At 72.9% G+C, this 19685-nt stretch carries 17 protein-coding genes; 5 read left to right on the forward strand and 12 right to left on the reverse strand.

Annotated features, from left to right (window positions below; all coding sequences use genetic code 11):
* Positions 1 to 40: 40 nt before the first annotated feature.
* The 3 genes from HZZ00_RS23545 (at position 41) to HZZ00_RS23555 (ending at position 5242) form a co-directional block, all read left to right on the forward strand.
* Entirely contained in the window at positions 41 to 1273 is a 1233-nt protein-coding gene (locus HZZ00_RS23545; protein WP_180328318.1) for an LLM class flavin-dependent oxidoreductase, read from the forward strand.
* A 422-nt stretch (positions 1274 to 1695) separates the two neighbouring features.
* The gene (locus tag HZZ00_RS23550) at positions 1696 to 3075 is read left to right on the forward strand and encodes an MFS transporter (protein WP_180328319.1); all 1380 of its coding nucleotides are present in this window, start codon (positions 1696 to 1698) and stop codon (positions 3073 to 3075) included.
* Positions 3076 to 3289: 214 nt separating this feature from the next.
* Positions 3290 to 5242 (forward strand): GAF domain-containing protein, encoded by a 1953-nt coding sequence (locus HZZ00_RS23555; RefSeq protein ID WP_180328320.1) that lies wholly within the window; start codon positions 3290 to 3292, stop codon positions 5240 to 5242.
* A 31-nt stretch (positions 5243 to 5273) separates the two neighbouring features.
* On the opposite strand, the gene HZZ00_RS23560 is transcribed toward HZZ00_RS23555, so the two are convergent.
* From HZZ00_RS23560 to HZZ00_RS23585, 6 genes are read right to left on the reverse strand one after another with little or no spacing between them, the layout of a single operon-like run.
* Positions 5274 to 6197 carry an alpha/beta fold hydrolase gene (locus HZZ00_RS23560; protein WP_180328321.1) on the reverse strand — a complete coding sequence of 308 codons (924 nt, stop codon included), beginning with the start codon at positions 6195 to 6197 and terminating at the stop codon, positions 5274 to 5276.
* Positions 6194 to 7327: a branched-chain amino acid ABC transporter permease gene (locus HZZ00_RS23565; RefSeq protein ID WP_180328322.1), complete on the reverse strand. Its 1134-nt coding sequence runs from the start codon at positions 7325 to 7327 to the stop codon at positions 6194 to 6196. The genes HZZ00_RS23560 and HZZ00_RS23565 overlap by 4 nt, the downstream gene beginning before the upstream one ends.
* A complete protein-coding gene (locus tag HZZ00_RS23570) occupies positions 7324 to 8211 on the reverse strand; it encodes a branched-chain amino acid ABC transporter permease (protein WP_180328323.1) in 888 nt (295 codons plus the stop codon). The genes HZZ00_RS23565 and HZZ00_RS23570 overlap by 4 nt, the downstream gene beginning before the upstream one ends.
* Positions 8211 to 9011 (reverse strand): ABC transporter ATP-binding protein, encoded by an 801-nt coding sequence (locus tag HZZ00_RS23575; protein WP_180328324.1) that lies wholly within the window; start codon positions 9009 to 9011, stop codon positions 8211 to 8213. The genes HZZ00_RS23570 and HZZ00_RS23575 overlap by 1 nt, the downstream gene beginning before the upstream one ends.
* The gene (locus tag HZZ00_RS23580; protein ID WP_180328325.1) at positions 9008 to 9820 is read right to left on the reverse strand and encodes an ABC transporter ATP-binding protein; all 813 of its coding nucleotides are present in this window, start codon (positions 9818 to 9820) and stop codon (positions 9008 to 9010) included. Before HZZ00_RS23580 ends, HZZ00_RS23575 begins: the two co-directional genes overlap by 4 nt.
* Positions 9820 to 11055 (reverse strand): substrate-binding domain-containing protein, encoded by a 1236-nt coding sequence (locus HZZ00_RS23585; protein ID WP_180328326.1) that lies wholly within the window; start codon positions 11053 to 11055, stop codon positions 9820 to 9822. Before HZZ00_RS23585 ends, HZZ00_RS23580 begins: the two co-directional genes overlap by 1 nt.
* A 225-nt stretch (positions 11056 to 11280) precedes the next feature.
* On the opposite strand from HZZ00_RS23585, the gene HZZ00_RS23590 reads away from it, so the two are divergent.
* Both HZZ00_RS23590 and HZZ00_RS23595 read left to right on the forward strand, forming a co-directional pair.
* Positions 11281 to 12072 carry a CoA transferase subunit A gene (locus HZZ00_RS23590; protein WP_180328327.1) on the forward strand — a complete coding sequence of 264 codons (792 nt, stop codon included), beginning with the start codon at positions 11281 to 11283 and terminating at the stop codon, positions 12070 to 12072.
* Between the two features lie 2 nt (positions 12073 to 12074).
* Positions 12075 to 12713, forward strand: coding sequence for a 3-oxoacid CoA-transferase subunit B (locus HZZ00_RS23595; RefSeq protein WP_180328328.1), 639 nt, complete (start codon positions 12075 to 12077; stop codon positions 12711 to 12713).
* 76 nt (positions 12714 to 12789) lie between these two features.
* On the opposite strand, the gene HZZ00_RS23600 is transcribed toward HZZ00_RS23595, so the two are convergent.
* From HZZ00_RS23600 to HZZ00_RS23625, 6 genes are all read right to left on the reverse strand, one after another.
* Positions 12790 to 13908, reverse strand: coding sequence for a hypothetical protein (locus HZZ00_RS23600; protein WP_180328329.1), 1119 nt, complete (start codon positions 13906 to 13908; stop codon positions 12790 to 12792).
* Positions 13909 to 14093: 185 nt separating this feature from the next.
* Positions 14094 to 15440 (reverse strand): MFS transporter, encoded by a 1347-nt coding sequence (locus HZZ00_RS23605; protein ID WP_180328330.1) that lies wholly within the window; start codon positions 15438 to 15440, stop codon positions 14094 to 14096.
* Positions 15441 to 15708: 268 nt separating this feature from the next.
* Positions 15709 to 16404 (reverse strand): formyltransferase family protein, encoded by a 696-nt coding sequence (locus HZZ00_RS23610; RefSeq protein WP_180328331.1) that lies wholly within the window; start codon positions 16402 to 16404, stop codon positions 15709 to 15711.
* A gap of 34 nt (positions 16405 to 16438) precedes the next feature.
* Positions 16439 to 16636 (reverse strand): MbtH family NRPS accessory protein, encoded by a 198-nt coding sequence (locus HZZ00_RS23615; protein ID WP_180328332.1) that lies wholly within the window; start codon positions 16634 to 16636, stop codon positions 16439 to 16441.
* Positions 16633 to 17874: a cytochrome P450 gene (locus tag HZZ00_RS23620; RefSeq protein WP_180328333.1), complete on the reverse strand. Its 1242-nt coding sequence runs from the start codon at positions 17872 to 17874 to the stop codon at positions 16633 to 16635. The genes HZZ00_RS23615 and HZZ00_RS23620 overlap by 4 nt, the downstream gene beginning before the upstream one ends.
* Positions 17871 to 19652 (reverse strand): type I polyketide synthase, encoded by a 1782-nt coding sequence (locus tag HZZ00_RS23625; RefSeq protein ID WP_180328334.1) that lies wholly within the window; start codon positions 19650 to 19652, stop codon positions 17871 to 17873. The genes HZZ00_RS23620 and HZZ00_RS23625 overlap by 4 nt, the downstream gene beginning before the upstream one ends.
* Between the last annotated feature and the right edge of the window lie 33 nt (positions 19653 to 19685).

Consider the following 19685-nt stretch of genomic DNA (forward strand, 5'->3'; position numbering starts at 1 on the left):
GCCGGTGCGGGAGCCCGTACCACTGATGAGAGGAACCCACTTGCGATTCGGACTGTTCTACGAGCTTCAGCTGCCGCGCCCGTGGCAGCCGGACTCCGAGCTGAAGCTGGTTCAGGAGGCGCTGGAGCAGATTGAGCTGGCGGACCGTCTCGGTTTCGACTACGCGTGGGCGGTGGAGCACCACTTCCTTGAGGAGTACAGCCACTGCTCCGCGCCCGAGGTCCTGCTCGGCGCGGCGAGTCAGCGCACCAGCCGGATCCGGCTGGGACACGGGATCGCGGTGATGCCCCCGGGGGTCAACCCGACGGCGCGGGTGGTCGAACGGGTCGGGATGCTCGACCTGCTCTCCAACGGCCGGATGGAGTTCGGCACCGGCGAGTCGAGCACCGTGATGGAGCTGTCCGCGTTCGGCGTGGACCGCGAGACCAAGCGCGAGCAGTGGCTGGAGGCCGTCAACGCCGCGAGCCGGATGTTCGTCGAGGAGCCGTTCGCCGGCATTGACGGCAAGTACCTCAAGATGCCGCCGCGCAACGTCGTGCCGAAGCCGGTGCAGAAGCCCCACCCGCCCATGTGGACGGCCTGCAGCCGACAGGAGGGCCTGGTGTATGCCGCCCGGAACGGTCTGGGCGCGCTGACCCTGTCGTTCGTCCAGCCGGACGAGGCCAAGAAGTGGGTCGGGGACTACTACTCGACGATCGCTTCCGAGGAGTGCGTGCCGGTAGGGTTCTCGGTCAATCCCCAGGTCGCCATGACGGCGTACATGATGTGCCACGAGGACGAGGCGGTGGCGCGTGAGCGCAGTCTCGCCGATCACCAGTTCTTCGCCCGGTCGCTCTCCTACTATTGGGGGGTGGGCTCGCCGGCACCCGGACAGACGGTGCTGGCGGAACAACTGGGCCTCAACCTCTCCAAGGACTCCGTCCTGGGCACGTTCCCGCAGCAGTTGGACGGGGCGTACGCCGCAGTCGGCACCCCCGAACAGATCCGGCAGGCGCTGCGCGAGTACGAGGCGGCCGGCGTGGACCAGATCCTGCTGATCGCCCAGTCCGGGCGCATCAAGCACGAACACATCTGCGAGTCGCTGGAACTCTTCGCCCGGGAGGTGATGCCGGAGTTCGCCGAGCGCCACGAGAAGGCCGAGGCGGAGAAGACGGCACGGCTGGCCCCGGCGATCGACGCGGCGCTGGCGCGCCGTCAGCCGGCGCAGAAGGCGGACCCGAGCTACCGCGTTCCGCCCACCATCGCGCCGCCCGGTGCCATCGAGCGCCTGTGACCCCGTTGTCGGCCCTGAGGTGAGGGTTGGTACCCGTTTCACGGTCTTCCCAGGCTCGTACCGTGGCGCCGGCCTGCGGTTTCGGGTGCTGGGTGGACCGGGTCGGGACGGTTTCGGTGCGGCTGCCGGTTGGGGCGGAGGCAGCCTGACACCCCATCAGGACGAGCGTCAGACGAGCGTCATCTCAGCGGCAAGACATCGCCCGTAACGCCCACACGGCACAATCCCACCCGCACGGACGGCGAACGGAGCAGTGGTGCCTATGACGGACCGCGGCCTCCCCCTCCCCCGACCCGGCATGGTGTCCGCACGCATACCCGTCCCCCGAACTATGGTGTCCCACCACATGTGCCCCTGACCTGCGCCTTCCTACCGTGTGCCGACACGTACCCGTCCCCATCGCACACGAGGAAGTGGCGCACATGGCCGCAGGAAACACCGCTCCCCCGCCCTCCGCCGGGCTCGGCAGGATCGTCGCCGCCAGTCTCGTCGGGACCACCATCGAGTGGTACGACTACTTCCTGTACGGGTCGGCCGCCGCGTTGGTCTTCGGCCGGGTGTTCTTCCCCGAGACGGATCCGTTGACCGGCACCCTGCTGTCCTTCCTCACCTATGCCATCGGCTTCGCCGCGCGGCCGATCGGTGCCGTGGTCTTCGGCCACTACGGCGACCGCCTCGGACGCAAGAAACTGCTGGTGATCAGCCTGCTGATGATGGGGCTTTCCACGGCACTGATCGGCTGTGTGCCCGGATACGGCACGATCGGCGTCGCGGCTCCCCTGCTGCTGACCACCCTGCGGCTGATCCAGGGCTTCGCCCTCGGCGGCGAGTGGGGCGGCGCCGTGCTGCTGGTCTCCGAGCACGGGGACGCGAAGAGGCGTGGTTTCTGGGCCTCCTGGCCGCAGGGCGGGGCACCGGCCGGCAACCTGGTCGCCGTCGGGGTGCTGTCCTTGATGACCACCGTGCTGAGCGACGACGCGTTCGACTCGTGGGGCTGGCGGGTGCCGTTCCTGCTCTCCGCCGTGCTGGTCATGGTCGGGCTGTGGATCCGCCTGTCCGTCGACGAGTCCCCGCTGTTCAAGCAGGCGCTGGCGCAGGCGGAGCGGCGCAAGGCGGAACAGCGCGCCGAGCGGCTGCCGTTCGTGGCGGTCATGCGCGACCACTGGCGGGACGTCCTCGTCGCGATGGGCGCGCGGATGGCCGAGAACATCTCGTACTACGTCATCACGGCCTTCGTGCTCACCTACTGCGTCGAGCACCTCAAGATCGACAAGCAGACGTCGCTGAACGCGGTGCTGATCGGCTCCGCCGTGCAGTTCTGTCTGATCCCGCTGTTCGGCGCGCTCTCCGACCGGGTCGGGCGCAAGCCGGTGTACCTGGTGGGCGCGGTCGGCGTGGGAGTGTGGTCGTGGGCCTTCTTCGCCCTGCTCGACACCAAGTCGTTCCCCGCGCTGGTGCTCGCCGTGACCGTCGGACTGGTCTTCCACAGCGCCATGTACGCGCCCCAGGCGGCGTTCTTCTCCGAGTTGTTCGCCACCCGTATGCGCTACACTGGCGCGTCCATCGGGGCCCAGTTGTCCTCGGTGGCGGCCGGCGCCCCGGCCCCGCTGATCGCCACCGCGCTGCTGAGCTCCTACGGCGACTCCACCCCGATCTCGCTGTACGTCGCGCTGGCCGCCCTGGTCACCGTGATCGCCGTCGTCGCCTCCCGTGAGACGCGCGGCCGGGACCTGGCCGCCATCGAGCCGGACGGCTCCGCCGCACGGCCCGCCGCGGACCAGCAGGCGGCCACGTCCGCCTGACGGACCGGCACCGCTGCCCGGCCGGGGAGGGTCGGAGTCCGCCCTGGCCGGGGCGAACCCGATCCTCCCCGGCCGTCACCCGCTCTCCGCCCCCGACTCCCTTCGGCCCGATCCCGTCCCGGCCCTCCCGGCCCCTCACCCGAACCCCGCCCCGGCTTCCGATCCCCGCCCCGGCTTCCGGCCCCCGCCCCGACTTCGCAACGGTTGTCCGCCCATGCCGCACAGACCCGCCTCCGTCGCCCCGCACCTGCGCCGGCTGCTCGAACTGCTCGCCGCGGGCGCGCCCGCCGAAGACCTCGGCGCCGTCGCCGTCGAGGCCCGGCGCAGCGGTGCCACCGCCCAGGACCTCGCGGAGGTCGAGCAGGCCACCGAAGCGGCGCTGCGGGTGCAGAGCACGCTCAGGCAGCACCGGCGCCGGGAGGCGGAGCTGACCGCGCTCTTCGACACCGCGGGCGACCTGGCGTCCCTGCGCGACCTGGACGCGGTGCTCCGCTCCATCGTCCGGCGGGCCAGGATGCTGCTGGGCACCGACACGGCGTATCTCACGCTGCCCGACGAGGAGGCCGGGGACACCTACATGCGGGTCACCGACGGCTCGGTGTCGGAGCTGTTCCAGAACCTGCGGCTGCAACTGGGCGAGGGCCTCGGCGGTCTGGTCGCGCAGACCGCCCGCCCCTACGCCTCGCCGGACTACCGCACCGACGACCGCTTCGTCCACACCGGCAGCATCGACGCGGGGGTCCTCGACGAGGGTCTGGTCGCGATACTCGGGGTGCCGCTGCTGCTGGGGTCGGGAAGCGGCGGCCAGGTCATCGGGGCGCTCTTCGCCGCGGACCGCACGCCCCGCACCTTCGCCCCGGACGAGGTGGCCCTGCTCTGCTCGCTGGCCGACCACGCCGCCATCGCCATCGACACCGCCAAGGCCATGGCCGACGCGCGGGCCGCGCTCGCCGAACTGGCCGAGGCCAACACCGTGATCCGGGAGCACTCCGCGGCCATGCAGCGTGCCGCCGAGTCACACGACCGGCTCACCGATCTGGTGCTGCGCGGCGGCGACGTGTCGGATGTGGCCGCCGCCGTGGCCGGCCTGCTGAAGGGGGACGTCGCGGTCCACGACGGCTCCGGGTGGCCGCTGACCGCGGTCGGCGAGCACGGCGGCGCGCTCACCCGGGGCACGCCGGACGCCGGCGGCGCCGAGGAGGCGGCGGCGCTGGTCGCGGCGGCGGAGAGTTCCCGCGCCACCGCCCATGCGGTGTTCCGGGACGGGCGCTGGGTCTGCGCCGTGCTGGCCGGACACGAGCTGCTGGGCTGTCTGGTCCTCTACGGGCGGCCGGAGCTGGACGACCCCGACCGGCGGCTGTTCGAGCGGAGCAGCGTCGTCACCTCCCTGCTGCTCCTGCTGAGGCGTTCGGTGGCGGAGACCGAGAACCGGGTCCGCGGCGACCTGGTCACCGATCTGCTCACCGCGCCCGACCGCGACCCGGCCGGTCTGGTGGCCCGCGGCCGCCGGCTCGGCATCGACCTCGACCGCCCGCACGTCCTGCTCGTCGCCCGGGCCGACGACGCGGTCCGGGGGCGGCTCGCCGACGCCGCCGTGCAGTACCTGTTCGGGAACGGCGGGATCAGCGCCGAACACGAGGGCGCCGTGGTGCTGTTGCTCCCGTGCGACGGCACCGTTCCCGGCGCGGCGGCGCGCGCCGCCGCCGGGCAGCTCGGCCAGCTGACCGGCGTACCGGTCACGGTGGCGGGTGCCGGACCGGCCGCCGGGCCGCGGGCCCTCGCCGACGCGCACGCCGAGGGTCTGCGCTGTCTGCGGGCGCTGCGCGTGCTCGGGCGCACCGGGCACGGCGCGAGCGTCGCCGAACTCGGGTTCCTCGGCGTCCTGTTGGGCGACGGCCATGACGTGGACGGTTTCGTCACCGCCGTGCTGGGACCGCTGCTGGAGTACGACGCCCAGCGCGGCACCCACCTGGTCCGCACCCTGCGCGCCTACTTCGACCGCGGCGGGAGCCTGACCCGGGCGAAAGAGGAGCTGCATGTGCATGTGAACACGGTGGTGCAGCGCCTGGACCGCGTCCAGGCGCTGCTCGGCCCCGACTGGAACACCCCCGAGCGGGCCCTGGAGCTCCAGCTCGCGCTGCGTCTGCACCTGCTGTCGGGCGCCTGACGCGGGGGCGGTCGCCAAGGGGCCGGGGTGGTCACCGGGCCGGCACGGCGGCCGGTCCCCCGGGCCCCGGCACGCCGGCCGCCGCCAGCAGGTGCCGGGCCACGGCCCGGGCGCCCTCGTCGCCGACGAGGATCGTGTAGTGGTTGGTGCCGGGCACCTGCCGTGTGCGCACCAGGCGGGGGTCGAGGCCCGCGGCGGCGAGCCGCCGCTCGTCGTACAGGCCCTGCGGCTCGTCCAGCAGGCCGCGTTCGGCCCACAGCAGTACGGCCGGGACGGGCAGCCGGCGCACCGCGCCCGACACCTCCTCGCCGAGTTGGTCCACGCCGTCGGTGCGGACCGCCTCCAGTGCGCAGGAGGAGCGCAGTGCGGGTTCCTCCCCCACGAGATCGCGCTGGATGTAGGCGTCCGCCCACGCCGACCAGGAGGCGGCGAAGGCCGGGTGGCTCCGCCAGAACGCGCGGTAGGCGTCCCGGTCCGGGAACGTCATCGACAGCCGCCGCATGGCCGGGCCGATCACGGAGGTGATCAGCGCGTCGGGGTCCGAAACGGCCGGGACGGGGAAGCCGACACCGCCGTCCACCAGCAGCAGCGCCGCCGGCAGGTGCGGGTGGCGCACCGCGGTCACGGCCGCGGCGAAGGCTCCCATCGAGTGGCCGGTCAGCACCACCGGCCCCGCGCCGAGCGCGGCCACCAGGGCGGCCGTGTCGTCGGCGTGGGCCGCGATGCCGTACGGGCCGGGCAGCCGCCCGCTGCGGCCCCGGCCGCGCAGGTCGGGTGCCACCAGGGTGACCCGTCCGGCCAGGTGGTGGGCGACGCGGGCCCAGCTCAGGCCGTTGGCCGTGATGCCGTGCAGCGCGACCACCACCGGGGCGCCCGGGTCGTCGGCGGGCCAGCGCAGCACCGCCAGGCTTCCACCGGGCACCGGTACCTCGAACTCCTCGGGTGTGCGGGTCATGAGGCGGAGACCTCCTCGGGGTCGGCCGTGGTGCGGGACGGACGGAGGGCGCGCAGCCGGGCCGGCAGCCGCACCACACCGCCGGGCAGTACGTAGATCACCACGACGAACAGCGTGCCGAGCAGGAACAGCGGCTGCGAGAGCGGCACCCTGACGACGGAGGGCAGGGCGGCGACCGTGCCGGAGCCGGCCAGGTCGCCGAGCCGTTGGTCGGCCCAGGTGTAGAGGATGCCGCCGACCATGGGCCCCCACCGGGTTCCCGAACCGCCCAGTACCACCATCACCAGCAGGGACAGGGTGAAGTCGGAGGTGGTCGTGCGCGGGGTGGCGCCGCCGGTCAGCAGCAGGTACACGACGCCGCCGAGCGCGGCCAGGGTGCCGGCGAGGACGAAGGCGGCGAGTTTGAAGCCGTACGGGCGCAGGCCCAGCACCTCCACCCGGCGTTCGTTCTCCTTGATGCCCTCCCAGACCCGGCCGATGGGCGAGCGGACCGTCCACCGCACCACGACCAGCACCACGACCAGGTAGGTCAGCGCGATCCAGTAGAGGTTGGCGGTGTGGTCGATGCCGACGAGCGAGGCCGGCAGCCGGTCGGCGGGCGCGGCCCGGCCTTCCTCGCCGCCCGTGACACCGCCGGGGTCGCGCTGTACGAGGATCGACGCGGCCTGCGCGAAGGCCAGGGTGACCATGGAGAATCCGATGCCGCCGACCCGCAGGGCGACCGCGCCCAGCAGGGCGGACAGCGCCGCCCCCGCGAGCAGCCCGAGCAGCGCGGACACGGCGAACGGCAGGCCCGCTTCGAGCATCACGGTGTTGGTGACGTAGGTGCCCGCGGCGAAGTAGAGCGCGTGCCCGAAGGACAGCAGCCCCGTGCGGCCGAGCAGCAGGTCGTAGCCGGTGGCCAGGCCGCCGAACACCAGGCACAGGGCGAGGAGTTGGAGGTTGCCCGGGCCCCCGATCGGGCCGTCGAGCAGACCCGGCAGCGGCAGCGCGCCGTAGGGCACGGTGAACAGGAGCGCCAGCATCGGCAGCGGCCACCAGCGGGTGGCCCGCCGCAGTCTTCCCGAGCGGCCGGCGGCGGGCCGGTCCGCCGTGCGGGCCCTGCCGCGCGGCTGGGTGGCGGTGGTCATGCGAGCCTCCCGGTGAGCCCCCGCGGCCGGACGAGCAGCAGGGCGGCGAGCAGGACGACGACGGCGACGTCGCCGAGCCCCGCGGTGGTGTAGTAGTTGGCGAACTGCTGGACGAGTCCCACGGCCACCGAGGCCAGCGCGGTGCCGGTGAGCGAGGTCATGCCGCCCGTCACGACGACCACGAAGGCGAAGACGAGCAGGGAGGTGCCCTGGCCGGGATCGACGGAGCCGAAGTAGAGGCCGCCGAGGGCGCCGCCGAGGGCCGCTGCCGCGCCGCCGAGGGCGAAGACCAGGGTGAAGGCCCGGCGCACGTCGATGCCGAGCGCGGTGACCATCGCGCGGTCCTCCACACCCGCGCGGACCACGAGTCCGTGCCGGGTGCGGCCGAGGAACACCTTGAGCGCGACCAGGACCGCCAGGGCCGCCGCGATCAGCACCGGGCGGTTGAGCGGCACCTCGGCCCCCAGCACGCCGAGCGTGCCGGACAGTGCCCGCGGCCCGGGGAAGGGCCGGGCGTCGGCGCCCCACACCGCCGACAGCAGGGCCGGTACGGCCAGGCCCACCCCCACCGTGGCGAGGATCTGTTCGCGGGGGCGGGTGTACAGCGGGCGGATGACGGCGACTTCGAGGAGCACGGCGGCGACGGTGCCGACCGCGGTGCCGAAGACGACGGCGAGGACGAATCCCGCCCCGCCGAAACCGGCGCCGGGCAGGTGGCCGCGGGCGGCCCACCAGGTGCCGTAGGCGCCGATGGACAACAGGGCGCCGTGGGCGAAGTTGAGCACGTCCATCAGCCCGAAGATGAGGGACAGGCCGGAGGCGATCAGGAAGTACAGGGCGCCCAGGCCGAGTCCGGTGAAGGTGAGCAGTACGACGGTGGCCATCAGGTGTCCGCCTCCGTGGTCCGGGCGGTGGGACGTGCCGCCGTGCGGGCGGGCGAGGCCGGTGCCCCCGCCGGGGCGCGGTGGCCGGTGCCGCCGACGCCGAGCAGCCGGCGGGCCGCCTCGGGGTCGGCGAGCAGTTCGCCGGCCGGGCCCTGGTGCACGGTGCGGCCGTCGGCGAGGACGGCACAGTGGCGGGCGAGGCGGCGCACCACGGCGAGGTTCTGCTCCACCAGCAGGACCGGCACGCTCTCGGCGACGCGCTCCAGGACCTGGGCGACCTCGGTGACCGCCTTGGGCGCCAGGCCCTTGGTGGGTTCGTCGGCGATGATCAGCCGGTTGCCGTTGAGCAGGGTCCGGGCGATGGCGACCATCTGCTGCTGTCCGCCGGACAGGGTGCCGGCGGTCTGCCGGGCGCGTCGCGCGAGTTCCGGGAAGAGTTCGTGGACCAGGTCGTAGGCCGGTTCGCCGGCTCCTTCGCGCTCGGCGAGGCGCAGGTTCTCGGCCACGCTGAGGGCGGCGAAGACACCGCGGTCCTCGGGGGCGTAGCCGATGCCCCGGCGCACCAGGACGTGGGTGGCCAGGCGGACCGTCTCCTCTCCGGCCAGCAGCACGCTCCCGGTGCGCGGCACCAGGCCGAGCACGCCGCGCACGGTGGTGGTCTTGCCGGCCCCGTTGCGGCCCAGCAGGGCGGTGGTGCCGGAGGCGGCCACGGTGAGGTCGACGCCGTGCAGGATGTGCCTGCCGCCGATCACCACCCGCAGGTCGCGCACGGTCAGCAGGGGCGGCGGGGCGGCGGTCACAACTCCTCCCCGAGGTAGGCCTGTTGCACGGTGGGGTCGGCCATCACGGCTCGCGGGGTGTCCAGCGCCAGCAGCGTGCCGTGGTGCATCACGGCCACCCGGTCGGCCAGGCCCAGCAGTACGTCCATGTGGTGTTCGACCATCAGCACGGTGCGTCCCTCTTCCCTGTGCAGCGACCGGATGAGCTCGGTCAGCGCGGGCACCTCCTCGGCGCTCACGCCCGCCATCGGCTCGTCCAGCAGCATCAGCCGGGGCTCGCCGACGAGCAGCACGGCGAGTTCGAGCTTGCGTTTCTCGCCGTGCGAGAGGGCGTCGGCGCGGGTTCCGGCGCGGTGCGCGAGCTGGGTGCGCGCCAGGACCCGGTCGACGAGCGCGGGGTAGGGGTCGGCGCGGCGCCAGACCCGGTACGAGCCGCCGTCGGCCGCCTGGGCCGCGAGCCCCACGTGGTCGGCGACCGTCATTCCGGGCCAGAGGCTGGAGGTCTGGAAGGTGCGCCCGAGGCCGCGCCGGGCCCTGGCGTAGGCGGCCTCGGCGGTGATGTCGCGGCCGTCCAGTTCGATGGTGCCGCGGGAGACCGGGCTGACCCCGCTGACCAGGTTGAACAGGGAGGTCTTGCCCGCTCCGTTGGGGCCGATGAAGGCGAGGAACTCGCCCTCGTGGACGTCGAAGGAGACGGCGTCGACGATGGTCGCGCCGCCGACCGTCCAGCCGATGTCGCGCAGTCGGAGCACCGGCGCCGGGAAGGCGGCCGCGTCCCGGTCGCCCGGGGTTCCCGCGGTGCTCGGTGAGGTCGTGTTCGAGGAGGACATCAGCCCGCCGTCCCCGCGGTCGGCGGCGCGATGGCCGTCATCGGGATGCTGTCGATCAGTTTGGGGCGGGCGGTGTCGCCGCTGCCCCTGAGCCGTGCCGTGAACATCGGCTGGAGCAGGGCGTGGTCCCTCGCGCGGACGCGTTCCGCGCCCTTGGGGCCGTCGAAGCTCCAGCCTTCCAGTGCCTTGGCCATGGCCGTGGTGTCGGTGGCGCTGCCGGACTCGATCGCGTGCACGATCATCTGCGCGGCGGTGAAGCCGTCCGGGCTGAACAGGTCGGGGGTTCCGCCGGCCTTGGTGATCCCGTCGAGCATGGCCTTCTCCACCGGGTTGCCGCCCCCGGCGCCCGGGAAGTAGTGGGCAAGGAAGGCGATCTTGGAGCCGGCCTTCCCGAAGACCGGGTACGAGGCGGTGCCCGCGAGGCCGGTGACGACCTTGCTGGTGTCCAGCACGCCCTGCTGGTCGAGCGCGGTCCACAGCGCCGGTGCGCCGGCACCCGCCCAGGCGACGAACACCAGGTCCGGCTTGCCGGCCCGGGTCTGGCGGGCGAAGGGGGTGAGGTCGGTGGCGCTCGGCGGGGCCAGCACGGAGCCGACGTGCGCTCCCTTCGCGCCGAGGACCGCCTTCACCGCGGCCACGTTGGCCTGTCCGAACGCGGAGTTCTGGGCGAGCACGGTGACCTTCTTGCCGCGGGCGTCGCCGAGCAGTGCCCCGGCGGCGAGTATGTCCTGGTACGACTGCCGGCCCGAGCGGAAGGTGTAGGCATTGACGCCGGTGACCGCGTCGGCGGCGGCCGGACCGCTGACGTACAGCACCTTGTTCTGCGCGGCCAGCGGCGCCATCTGGAGCGCCACGCCGGAGTCGGTGGTGCCGGCGAGGACTTTGCAGCCCTTGCCGACCAGGGACTTGGCCGCGGCGACGGCCTTCGCCGGGTCGCCCGCGTCGTCCTGCTCGGTGACCTCGATCGGATGGCCGCCCGCCTTGTTCGTCCCGTGCGTGGCGTAGGCCAGTCCCGCCGTGAAGCCCTCCTCGTACTGCTTGCCGTAGGCGGCCAGGAGTCCGCTGCGCGAGTACACCAGCCCCACCTTCACCGGGGCGGCCTTGCCGCCGGAACCGGCGGACGCGGTGCCGGCGGTGCCGGCCGCGGAGCAGCCCGCGACCAGGGCGCCGATGGCGACGAGGGTGAGCGCGCGGAGGGTTCTGCTTCTGAAGGGGTCCGTGAGGCTGGAACGCATGGCGATCGACTCCTGACAGTGCGGTGCGTGATTGCCGGAACCCTAGGAGCGCCGCCGAACGGTCGGCATGTCGTCGGTCACCGCTCTTCGCGGCCCGGTCATGGCACCGGCACACATGGCCCGCGACCGCCGGTCGGGCAAAGGTGAAAAGCACCCGGCCCGGTCGCGAGACGGCGGCGGGCCGGGGCGACGAACGGAACGGACCCCGGCGGGGAAGGAAACGGCATGGACAAAGTGGTGGCCGCGGCCGCGCAGGCAGTGGCGGACATCCCTGACGGTGCGTCGCTCGCGGTCGGCGGGTTCGGCCTGTGCGGCATCCCGTCGACGCTGATCGCCGCGCTGGCGGAGACCGGCGCGGCCGGGTTGCGGGTCGTGTCCAACAACTGCGGTGTGGACGACTGGGGCCTCGGGCTGCTGCTGCGGGCCGGCCGGATCGCCCGGATGACCTCCTCCTACGTCGGCGAGAACAAGGAGTTCGCCCGCCAGTACCTGTCCGGCGAGCTGGAGGTGGAGCTGACACCGCAGGGCACGCTCGCCGAGCGGCTGCGGGCCGGCGGCACCGGCATTCCCGCCTTCTACACCCCGGCGGGGGTGGGCACCCAGGTCGAGGAGGGCGGCCTGCCCTGGCGGCACACCGCCGACGGCGCCGTCGCGGTGGCCTCGCCGCCCAAGGAGACACGGGAGTTCGGCGGTCGCCGCCATCTGCTGGAGGAGGCCATCACCACGGACTTCGCCCTGGTCCGGGCCGCGGTCGCCGACCGGCACGGCAACTGCGTCTTCCACGCGGCGGCACGCAACTTCAACCCGCTGTGCGCGATGGCGGGACGGGTGACCGTGGTGGAGGCCGAACGCGTCGTCGAGGCGGGTGAACTCCCCCCGGACGCCGTGCATTTGCCGGGCGTGTACGTGGACCGCGTGGTCGCCGCCGACGCGTCGCTGGGCAAACGGGTCGAGCGCCGCACCACACGCCCGGCGCGCACCGGCACCGTCCCGCGTACCGCACCCGAGGAGAAGTGACCGTGCCGCTCGACCGTGATCAGCTCGCCGCCCGCGCCGCCCGGGAACTGCGCGACGGCCAGTACGTGAACCTGGGCATCGGCCTGCCCACCCTGATCCCCGGCCATCTGCCGGACGGGGTGCACGTGGTGCTGCACTCCGAGAACGGCGTCCTGGGCGTGGGCCCCTACCCGTACGACGGCGATGAGGACCCCGATCTGATCAACGCCGGGAAGGAGACGGTGACCACCGTCCCGGGCAGCGCCTGTTTCGACTCGGCCCTCTCCTTCGGCATGGTGCGGGCCGGCCGGATCGACGTCTCGGTGCTCGGCGCCATGCAGGTGTCGGCCCACGGCGACCTGGCCAACTGGATGATCCCCGGCAAGATGGTCAAGGGGATGGGCGGTGCCATGGACCTGGTCCACGGCGCCCGGCGGCTGGTGGTGGTGATGGAGCACGTGGCCAGGGACGGCAGCCCGAAGATCGTCGAGGAGTTGTCGCTGCCCGCCACGGGTCGCCGGGTGGTGGACCGGATCGTCACCGATCTGGGTGTCATCGACGTCGCCCCCGAGGGGCTGCGGCTGGTCGAGACCGCTCCGGGTGTCGGCGTGCGGGAGGTCGTGGCCGCGACCGGGGCCCGGCTGCTCGTCGGGGAGGACTGACGGTCCCGGACGCCGCCGGCCCGGCACGCGGTCGTCCGCGTGCCGGGCCGGGTGGTGCCGGTGGGGCTGTGTCACCTCACCTCAGGGACTGCGGGGCCAGCCGGGCGAGGGTCGAGTAGTCGTTCACGTACAGGGACCCGTCGGGTGAGGCGGACAGCTCGCCCGAGGTGGACAGGACGCCGCTGGGTCCGTTGACGAACTCCCAGGCCGTGCCGGTCCAGCGGGCCATGGCCTTGCCGGTGTCCGACGACAGTCCGGCCCAGAGTTGGCCGTTGTGGTACGCGAAGGAGGAGACCCAGTGGATGTCCGTGCCCGGCACGTCGATCCGCTTCCAGGTGCTGCCGTCCCAGTGGAGGACGTAGCCGCCGGTCTTGCCGCCCTTGACGTCGCCCTGGAGGTTGTACAGGTTGCCGCCGAGCCACACGTCGTTCGGGTTCTTCGCGATGACGGCGTAGAGGAGGGTGCTGTTGGGGCTGGACGAGGGCAGCGCCGACTCGGTCCACTGGGTGCCGTTCCAGTGCGCCGCGAACGGCTGGTAGGCGTCGCCGCTGATGGTGCCCTTGTTCTTGAAACCGGCCACCCAGATGTCGTCGTCCGCGTTCACGCTCATGGTGTTCAGCGTGGCCGTCTGCATGGAGTCCGGCAGCTTGGTGACGTTCCAGCCCCGGCCGTCGAAGTGCGCGACGGCGGGCACCCACTGCGAGGTCGTGGCCTTGTAGGCGCCGGCCGTCCACACGTCGTTACGCGAGAGCGCCTTGCTGTCCTTCGTGTCGAAGCGCGCCGTGTCCGGGGAGTTCGCCGTCCAGGCGGTTCCGTCCCAGTGGTATCCCATCAGGCCGTTGTCGTTCTTGAACGCCCACACGTCGTCGGCGGCCGTGCCCGTGGTGGAGTCGACGATCTCCTTGCCGGGGGGCGAGATGTCCTTCCACGCCTGGCCGCCCTGCTTCTGCCACAGCTGGTAGGTGACGTTGCAGGGGTCGCAGAACGGTCCCCCGCCCGCGCTGGTCGTCGCCATGTACGTCGTGTCGCCGAGCGGGGTGAAGGTCGATACGTCGGCAGGCGGGTAGTCGATCTTCTGCCAGGCCACGGTCACGGCCGCCGCGGCGGGCGCGGCGGACACCGCCGCCGCCGTGCCGGATGCGACCAGTACGGTCAGCGCGGAGCCGATCAGGCGCCGGACGCCGGTCTTCGTCATCGGGTGCGTCTCCTGGGGTCTGGGCAGTAGGTCCGTGGGGGGACTCGGCCTGCCGTCGACGCTTGCGCAAACAGGCCCCGAAGATCCTCCGCGGTCGCCCTATACGACTCCCATACCGGCCGGCGGGCGGAACCGGCGGTCGGGCCCGACCACCGGTTCCGCCCGCCCACCGAGGCAGCGGATGCTCAGCTGCGCCGTGTCGCGGCGACGCCCGCGGCACCCACCACGCACGCGACGCCGGCCACGAGATAGGCCAGGTGGTAGCCCGACAGCCGGTCGTCGGCGGTCGCCGCGACCAGGACCAGGGCCGCGACTCCCGCGCTGGAGCCGATCTGCTGGGCGACGACGTTCACCGCGCCGGCGACCGCGTGCTGGTGCGGCGGCACGCCGCCCAGGCCGGCCGTGGTCATCGCCGGGAAGTTCAGGCCCTGACCGAGGCCGCTGATCACCAGTCCGGGCATCACGTGCAGCAGGTAGTCGCCGTGGTGCGGGGTGGTGATCCACAGCGCCGTGCCCGCGCCGATCAGCACCAGCCCGGTGACCATCAGGGTCCGCGGGCTGAACCTGGTCAGCAGCCGTCCGGTGACGAAGCTCGCGGTGAGGAACACCGTCAGCGACATCGGCACCAGGGAGAGACCCGATTCGACCGGGGAGTACCCCAGCATCCCCTGGAGGTACAGGGGCGCGAAGAACACGATCCCGACCGACGCCGTGTACTGGAGGAACGCCGCCGCGGTCGCCAGCCGTACCGACGGGACCCGGAACAGGCCGAGCGGCAGCAGCGGGTCGGCGGTGCCGCGTTCGCGGACGACGAAGAGCACCAGGAAGAGCACCGCACCGGCCACCAGGGCCCAGGCCCACGTCCCGCCGAGGCTCACGCCGACGACGAGCAGCGCGAGGCCGAGGGTGCCGAAGACCGCGCCGGCCATGTCCACCGGGCCCCTGCGGCCCGTCCCGTCGGGCAGCCCGGCCCGGGTGACCGCGAGCACGAGCACGCCGAGCAGCACGGAGAACCACAGCACCGACCGCCAGCCGAGGAACTCGGTGAGCACGCCGCCCAGCAGCATGCCGCCGCTGAAGCTGGCCGCGCCGACCGCGGCGTACACGCCGAGCGCGCGGCCCCGCTCCGGCCCCTCCGGGAACACCTCGGTCAGCAGGGCGAGGGCGGCCGGGCCGGACAGGGCCGCGCCGATGCCCTGGACGCCCCGCGCGCCGAGCAGCACCGCGCCGTCCGGTGCCAGGGCCCCGACCAGCGCGGCCGCCGTGAACAGGGCGACCCCGGCCTCGAACACCCGCCGTCTGCCGAACACATCGGCCAGCCGGCCGCCCACCAGCAGGAAGCCGGCGAACGTGACGGAGTAGGCCGTCATCACCCACTGGAGGGTGGTGTCGGCCAGGCCGAAGCGCGCGCCGACGGACGGCAGGGCCGCGTTCAGTACGGCCATTCCGCTCAGATCCAGTGCGAGCGCCCCGGCCAGCACTCCGAGCGCCAGGCCCGACCTCTGCTGCGACGTCGTCGCGACGCTGGTCATGCGGGCCTGCCGGGGAACACGCCGTGGTCGTCCGACGGGCGCAGGCCGCCGAAGCCCGGCTGCCGGCCGTCCGCGGCCGGGCGGGCCCGTCCCCGTGATGTTCCGTTGTGCATGGCGGTGTTGCTTCCTCTCCCCAGGCGGGTTGCGTACGAACCCCACAAGCCGATCACCGCGCCCCGCCCAGGTCAATCGATTGCTTCCCAACTGGCCGGAAACGACGTCTAGTTCGCCGCGCACGCCCCGTGTGAGCAGGGCGGACGCCGTCGGCTCACCGGGCGTGCAGGGCCCACTTGCTGCCGTCGACGAGCGCCGTTCCGGGCAGCGCGATGAGTTCGGGTTTGAACAGCGGTTGCGCGTCCATCGCGGGCTCCCAGGTAGCCAGCTTCTCGTCCTGGGGGACCTCGATGCGCCGGCCCTCGGCGAGGTCGGCGACCACCCGCACCAGCAACCGCACCCCGAGCGGCGCCAGATGCTCGCGCCACAGGCTCTGCGGGGTCGAGCCCGGGGGCACGAACAGGTGCTCCTGCGCGGCGATCGGGCCGCCGTCGGTGCGCTCCGTGAGGTGGTAGACGCTGCCGCCGGTCACCTTGTCCCCGTCACGGATCGTCCAGCGGATCGCGTCCCGCCCCCGGTGCAGGGGCAGCAGGCTGGGGTGGTAGCCGATGGCCGCGACGGCGGCCCGGGCGCGCGTCCGGCGGCCGATGAAGGCGTGCGAGTGCGCGGCGACGATGATGTCCACCCCGTCCGGCACGTGCATCGCGCGCAGTTCGGCCGAGTCCGTCCACGGGACGCTCCTGGGGTACGCCCAGGCGCGAAGCCGGTCCCAGGACATCGCGTTGCTCTCGTCGCAGTGCCCCTTGCGCAGCCGGGGGGCGGCCACGCCCGCGATCCGGTGTCCTTCGTCCCACAGGGCGTCCGCGACCTGCACCGCGAACGCCCCCTGCCCTGAAATGTAGATGTTCACTCGCGCTCCCGGCGCTCGCTGGTCGGGTACCTGTTCAGGCCGTCGGCGTGTCCACCGGAGCCGTGAAGTTCTGTTCGGCGTAGTCGAGGGCGTCGTCGCGGCGGGGGCCGCGGTGGACGATCCGCCAGCCCTTCGGCAGCTCCAGGTACGGCCGCCACAGCGCGTGCGCTCCTGCGTCGTTCACCACGACCAGCCAGTCGCCCTCACCGCCGTCGAAGGGGTTGCCGCTCATCGGTCGACCTCTTTCATTCCGGAGTCGTCGGGCCAGAACCGCACCGGCAGCGTGGAGAACCCGGTCAGGAAGTTGGACCGGATGCGCAGCGCCTCGCCGGTCTGCTCGAACCCGGTCGTGAAGTCCCGCAACGCCATGAGGAGTTCGGCGATCTCCACCTTGGCCAGGTAGGAGCCGAGGCAGAAGTGCGGGCCGTAGCCGAAGGCCAGGTGCTTGTTGGGGGTGCGGCCGAGGTCGTACTCGCCGGGCCGGTCGAAGACCCGCTCGTCCCGGTTGCCGGAGGCGTGCCAGAGCGTGACGATCTCGCCCGGCCGCAGCGGTACGCCGTGCAGCTCGGTCTCGCGGACGACCGTGCGTCCGAAGTGCATGGTGGGCGACGCCCAGCGCAGCACCTCGTCCACGGCGGTGTCGATCGCGACCTCGCCGTGTTTGAGCCGCCGCCACTGGTCCGGGCGGGCCGCGAGGGTGTGCACGCCGTCGATCATCGTCAGCCGGCTGGTCTCGTCGCCGCCGATGATCAGGCTGTAGCAGTTGAGCACGATGTCCTCGTCGGACAGCGGCACCCCGTCGATGGAGCTGGCGATCAGCATGCTGATCACGTCGTCGCCGGGCGTCTCGCGCCGCTCCTCGACCATGTCCATGAAGTACAGCAGGATCTCGTTGCGGGCCATCTCGGAGTCGACCTCGTCGATGTCCTCGGTGTCGGCCGACAGCGCGGCCTTGGTCTGTTCGAGCAGGTAGTCGCGGTCCTGCTCGGGCACGCCGAGCAGGTTGGAGATCGTGGTCATCGGGATGCGGGCGGCGATCTGCTCGGCGAAGTCGCAGCCACCGCTGTCGACCGCCTCGCGGATCAGCTGCCGGGTGTTGGCCCGCACCGCCGCCGCGACGTCGCTGAGCACCCGCGGCGACAGCACCCGCTGGAGGATCTTGCGCAGCTCGTGGTGCCGGTGCCCGTCGGTGACGGCCAGCATCCGGCCGGCCCCGGCGTCCCCGCCGCCCAGCAGGGTGACGAGCACGTTGCCGCGCTCGGACGTGAAGTGCTCGTCGTCCCGGTAGGCGGCCATGATGTCGTCGTAGCGGGAGACCACCCAGAACCCTGGGCGGCCGTCGGCCGGTGGGTTCCAGTGCACCGGCGCGGTGTCCCGCAGGGTGCGCCAGAACTCGTCGAGGTCGCCTTTCGCGAAGGTGCCGGGGTCGCCGAGGTCGACGGTCTTCGGGGCCGGCGCGCGCACGCTCACCAGTTCGTCCGCCAGAATCGGCGCGGCCGGAACGGGTAGGTGGGCAGCGGCACCCGGTGACTGCTCTCGCCCCGGTGCAGGGCGTCGAAGTCCACCCGGCGGCCGGTCACCCAGGCCGCGGCGACGTCGAACAGGGCCGGTGCGTCCTGGCCGGACGGCACGATCCCGCGGTCGTCGTGGCGCAGCGAGTCCTCGTCCACCCGGGGCGCGGCGGCGGTCGTGGCGACCAGGCCGCGGGGCGCGTCGGCGGACAGCGCCTCGATCAGTTCCTCCCGGCTGCGGACCACGGCCGCCCACCGGCGCTCCATCGCGCGGCGGCCCAGGTTGAGGCTGAAGCACACGTCGTCCAGGCGCAGTTCGGGGTTGGCGACCAGCCAGTCCCGCAGGCGGGCGCGCCGGTCGGCCAGTGCCTCGTCGTCCAGGGCGGACAGGGTGGCCAGTCGCGGTCGGGTGGTCTCGGGGGCCCGCTCGGCGAGGACCGGCGGCTCCTCCAGGACCAGGTGCGCGTTGTATCCGCCGCCGCCGATCGCGGTGATGCCCGCGCGGCGCACGCCGGCCTCCGGTTCCCAGTCCGCCGCCTCCAGCTGCGGCACGAACGGGGTGCTGGGGAAGTCGATGTCCGGGTCGACGTCGGTCAGGTTGATCGTCGGCGCCAGCGTGCGGTGGTACAGGGCCAGCGCGGCCTTCACGGCGCCGAAGCCGCCCGCGACGACGCCGCCGTGGCCGACGTTGCTCTTGACCGAGCCGATCGAGCAGGTGCCGGTCTGCTTGCCGAACGCCATGCTCACCGCGTGCACTTCGAGCTGGTCGGTCATCGGCAGTCCGAGGCCGTTGGCCTCGTACATGGAGACGGTCTCCGGGGTGACGCCGCCGACCTGCATGGCGCCCGCGATGCAGGCGCTGAGCCGCTCGGGCTGGGCCAGTCCGTACGCCATCGCGCTGACGCCGTTGTTGTTGATGGCCGAGCCCTTGATCACGGCGTAGACGTGGTCGCGGTCGGCGACCGCTTCGGCCAGTGGCTTGAGCAGCAGGGTGGCGACGCCGCTGGACAGGGCGGCGCCGGTGCCGCCCGCGTCGAAGGGGCGGCAGTGGCCGTCCCGGGACAGGATCCGGCCCTCCTCCCACAGATGGCCCCGGGGCTGCGGCAGCCGGACCATGGCGCCGCCGGCGATCGCCAGGTCGGTCTGGCCGAGCAGCAGCGACTGGCAGGCCAGGTGCACCGCGTAGTGGAAGCCGGCGCAGGCGGTGGTGACGGTGACGGCCTCGCCGGTCAGCCCGATGTAGTAGAGGGCGTTGGAGGTCATGGTGTCCGGCGACCACGCCAGGCCGTGCTCGATCGCCTCGGGCCCGACCGACACCCGGTCCGGCGGGGAGCTGTACAGCGCGGCGGTCTGCGGGTTGTTGGCGCCGTAGATGCCCACCTCGCCCGTGATCCGGTCGGGGTCGTAGCCGCCGTCCTCCAGCGCCTCCCAGGCGCTCTCCACGAACAGCCGGTTCTCCGGGGTCATCACGGCGGCCATCCGGTCGCTGATCCCGAACACCGACGGATCGAACGCGTCGTACCCTTCGAGCGTGCCGCAGGCCCGCACGTAGTAGGGGTTGTTGATCAGGGTCTCGTCGACCGTGATCTCGTCCTTGGCGAGGAACGTCACGGACTCCCTGCCGTGCACGAGGTTGTCCCAGAACTGTTCCTTGGTGCGGGCGCCGGGGGCCCGGCACGAGATGCCGATGACGGCCACGTCGCCCGGGTCGTAGTCCTGCTCTGGACTGTCGGACATGAAAGGCTCCTGCTCGGGTCGGGTCGGGGGGAC

This window comes from Streptomyces sp. NEAU-sy36, from assembly GCF_013423905.1.
GTDB classification, from domain to species: Bacteria; Actinomycetota; Actinomycetes; order Streptomycetales; family Streptomycetaceae; genus Streptomyces; species Streptomyces misionensis.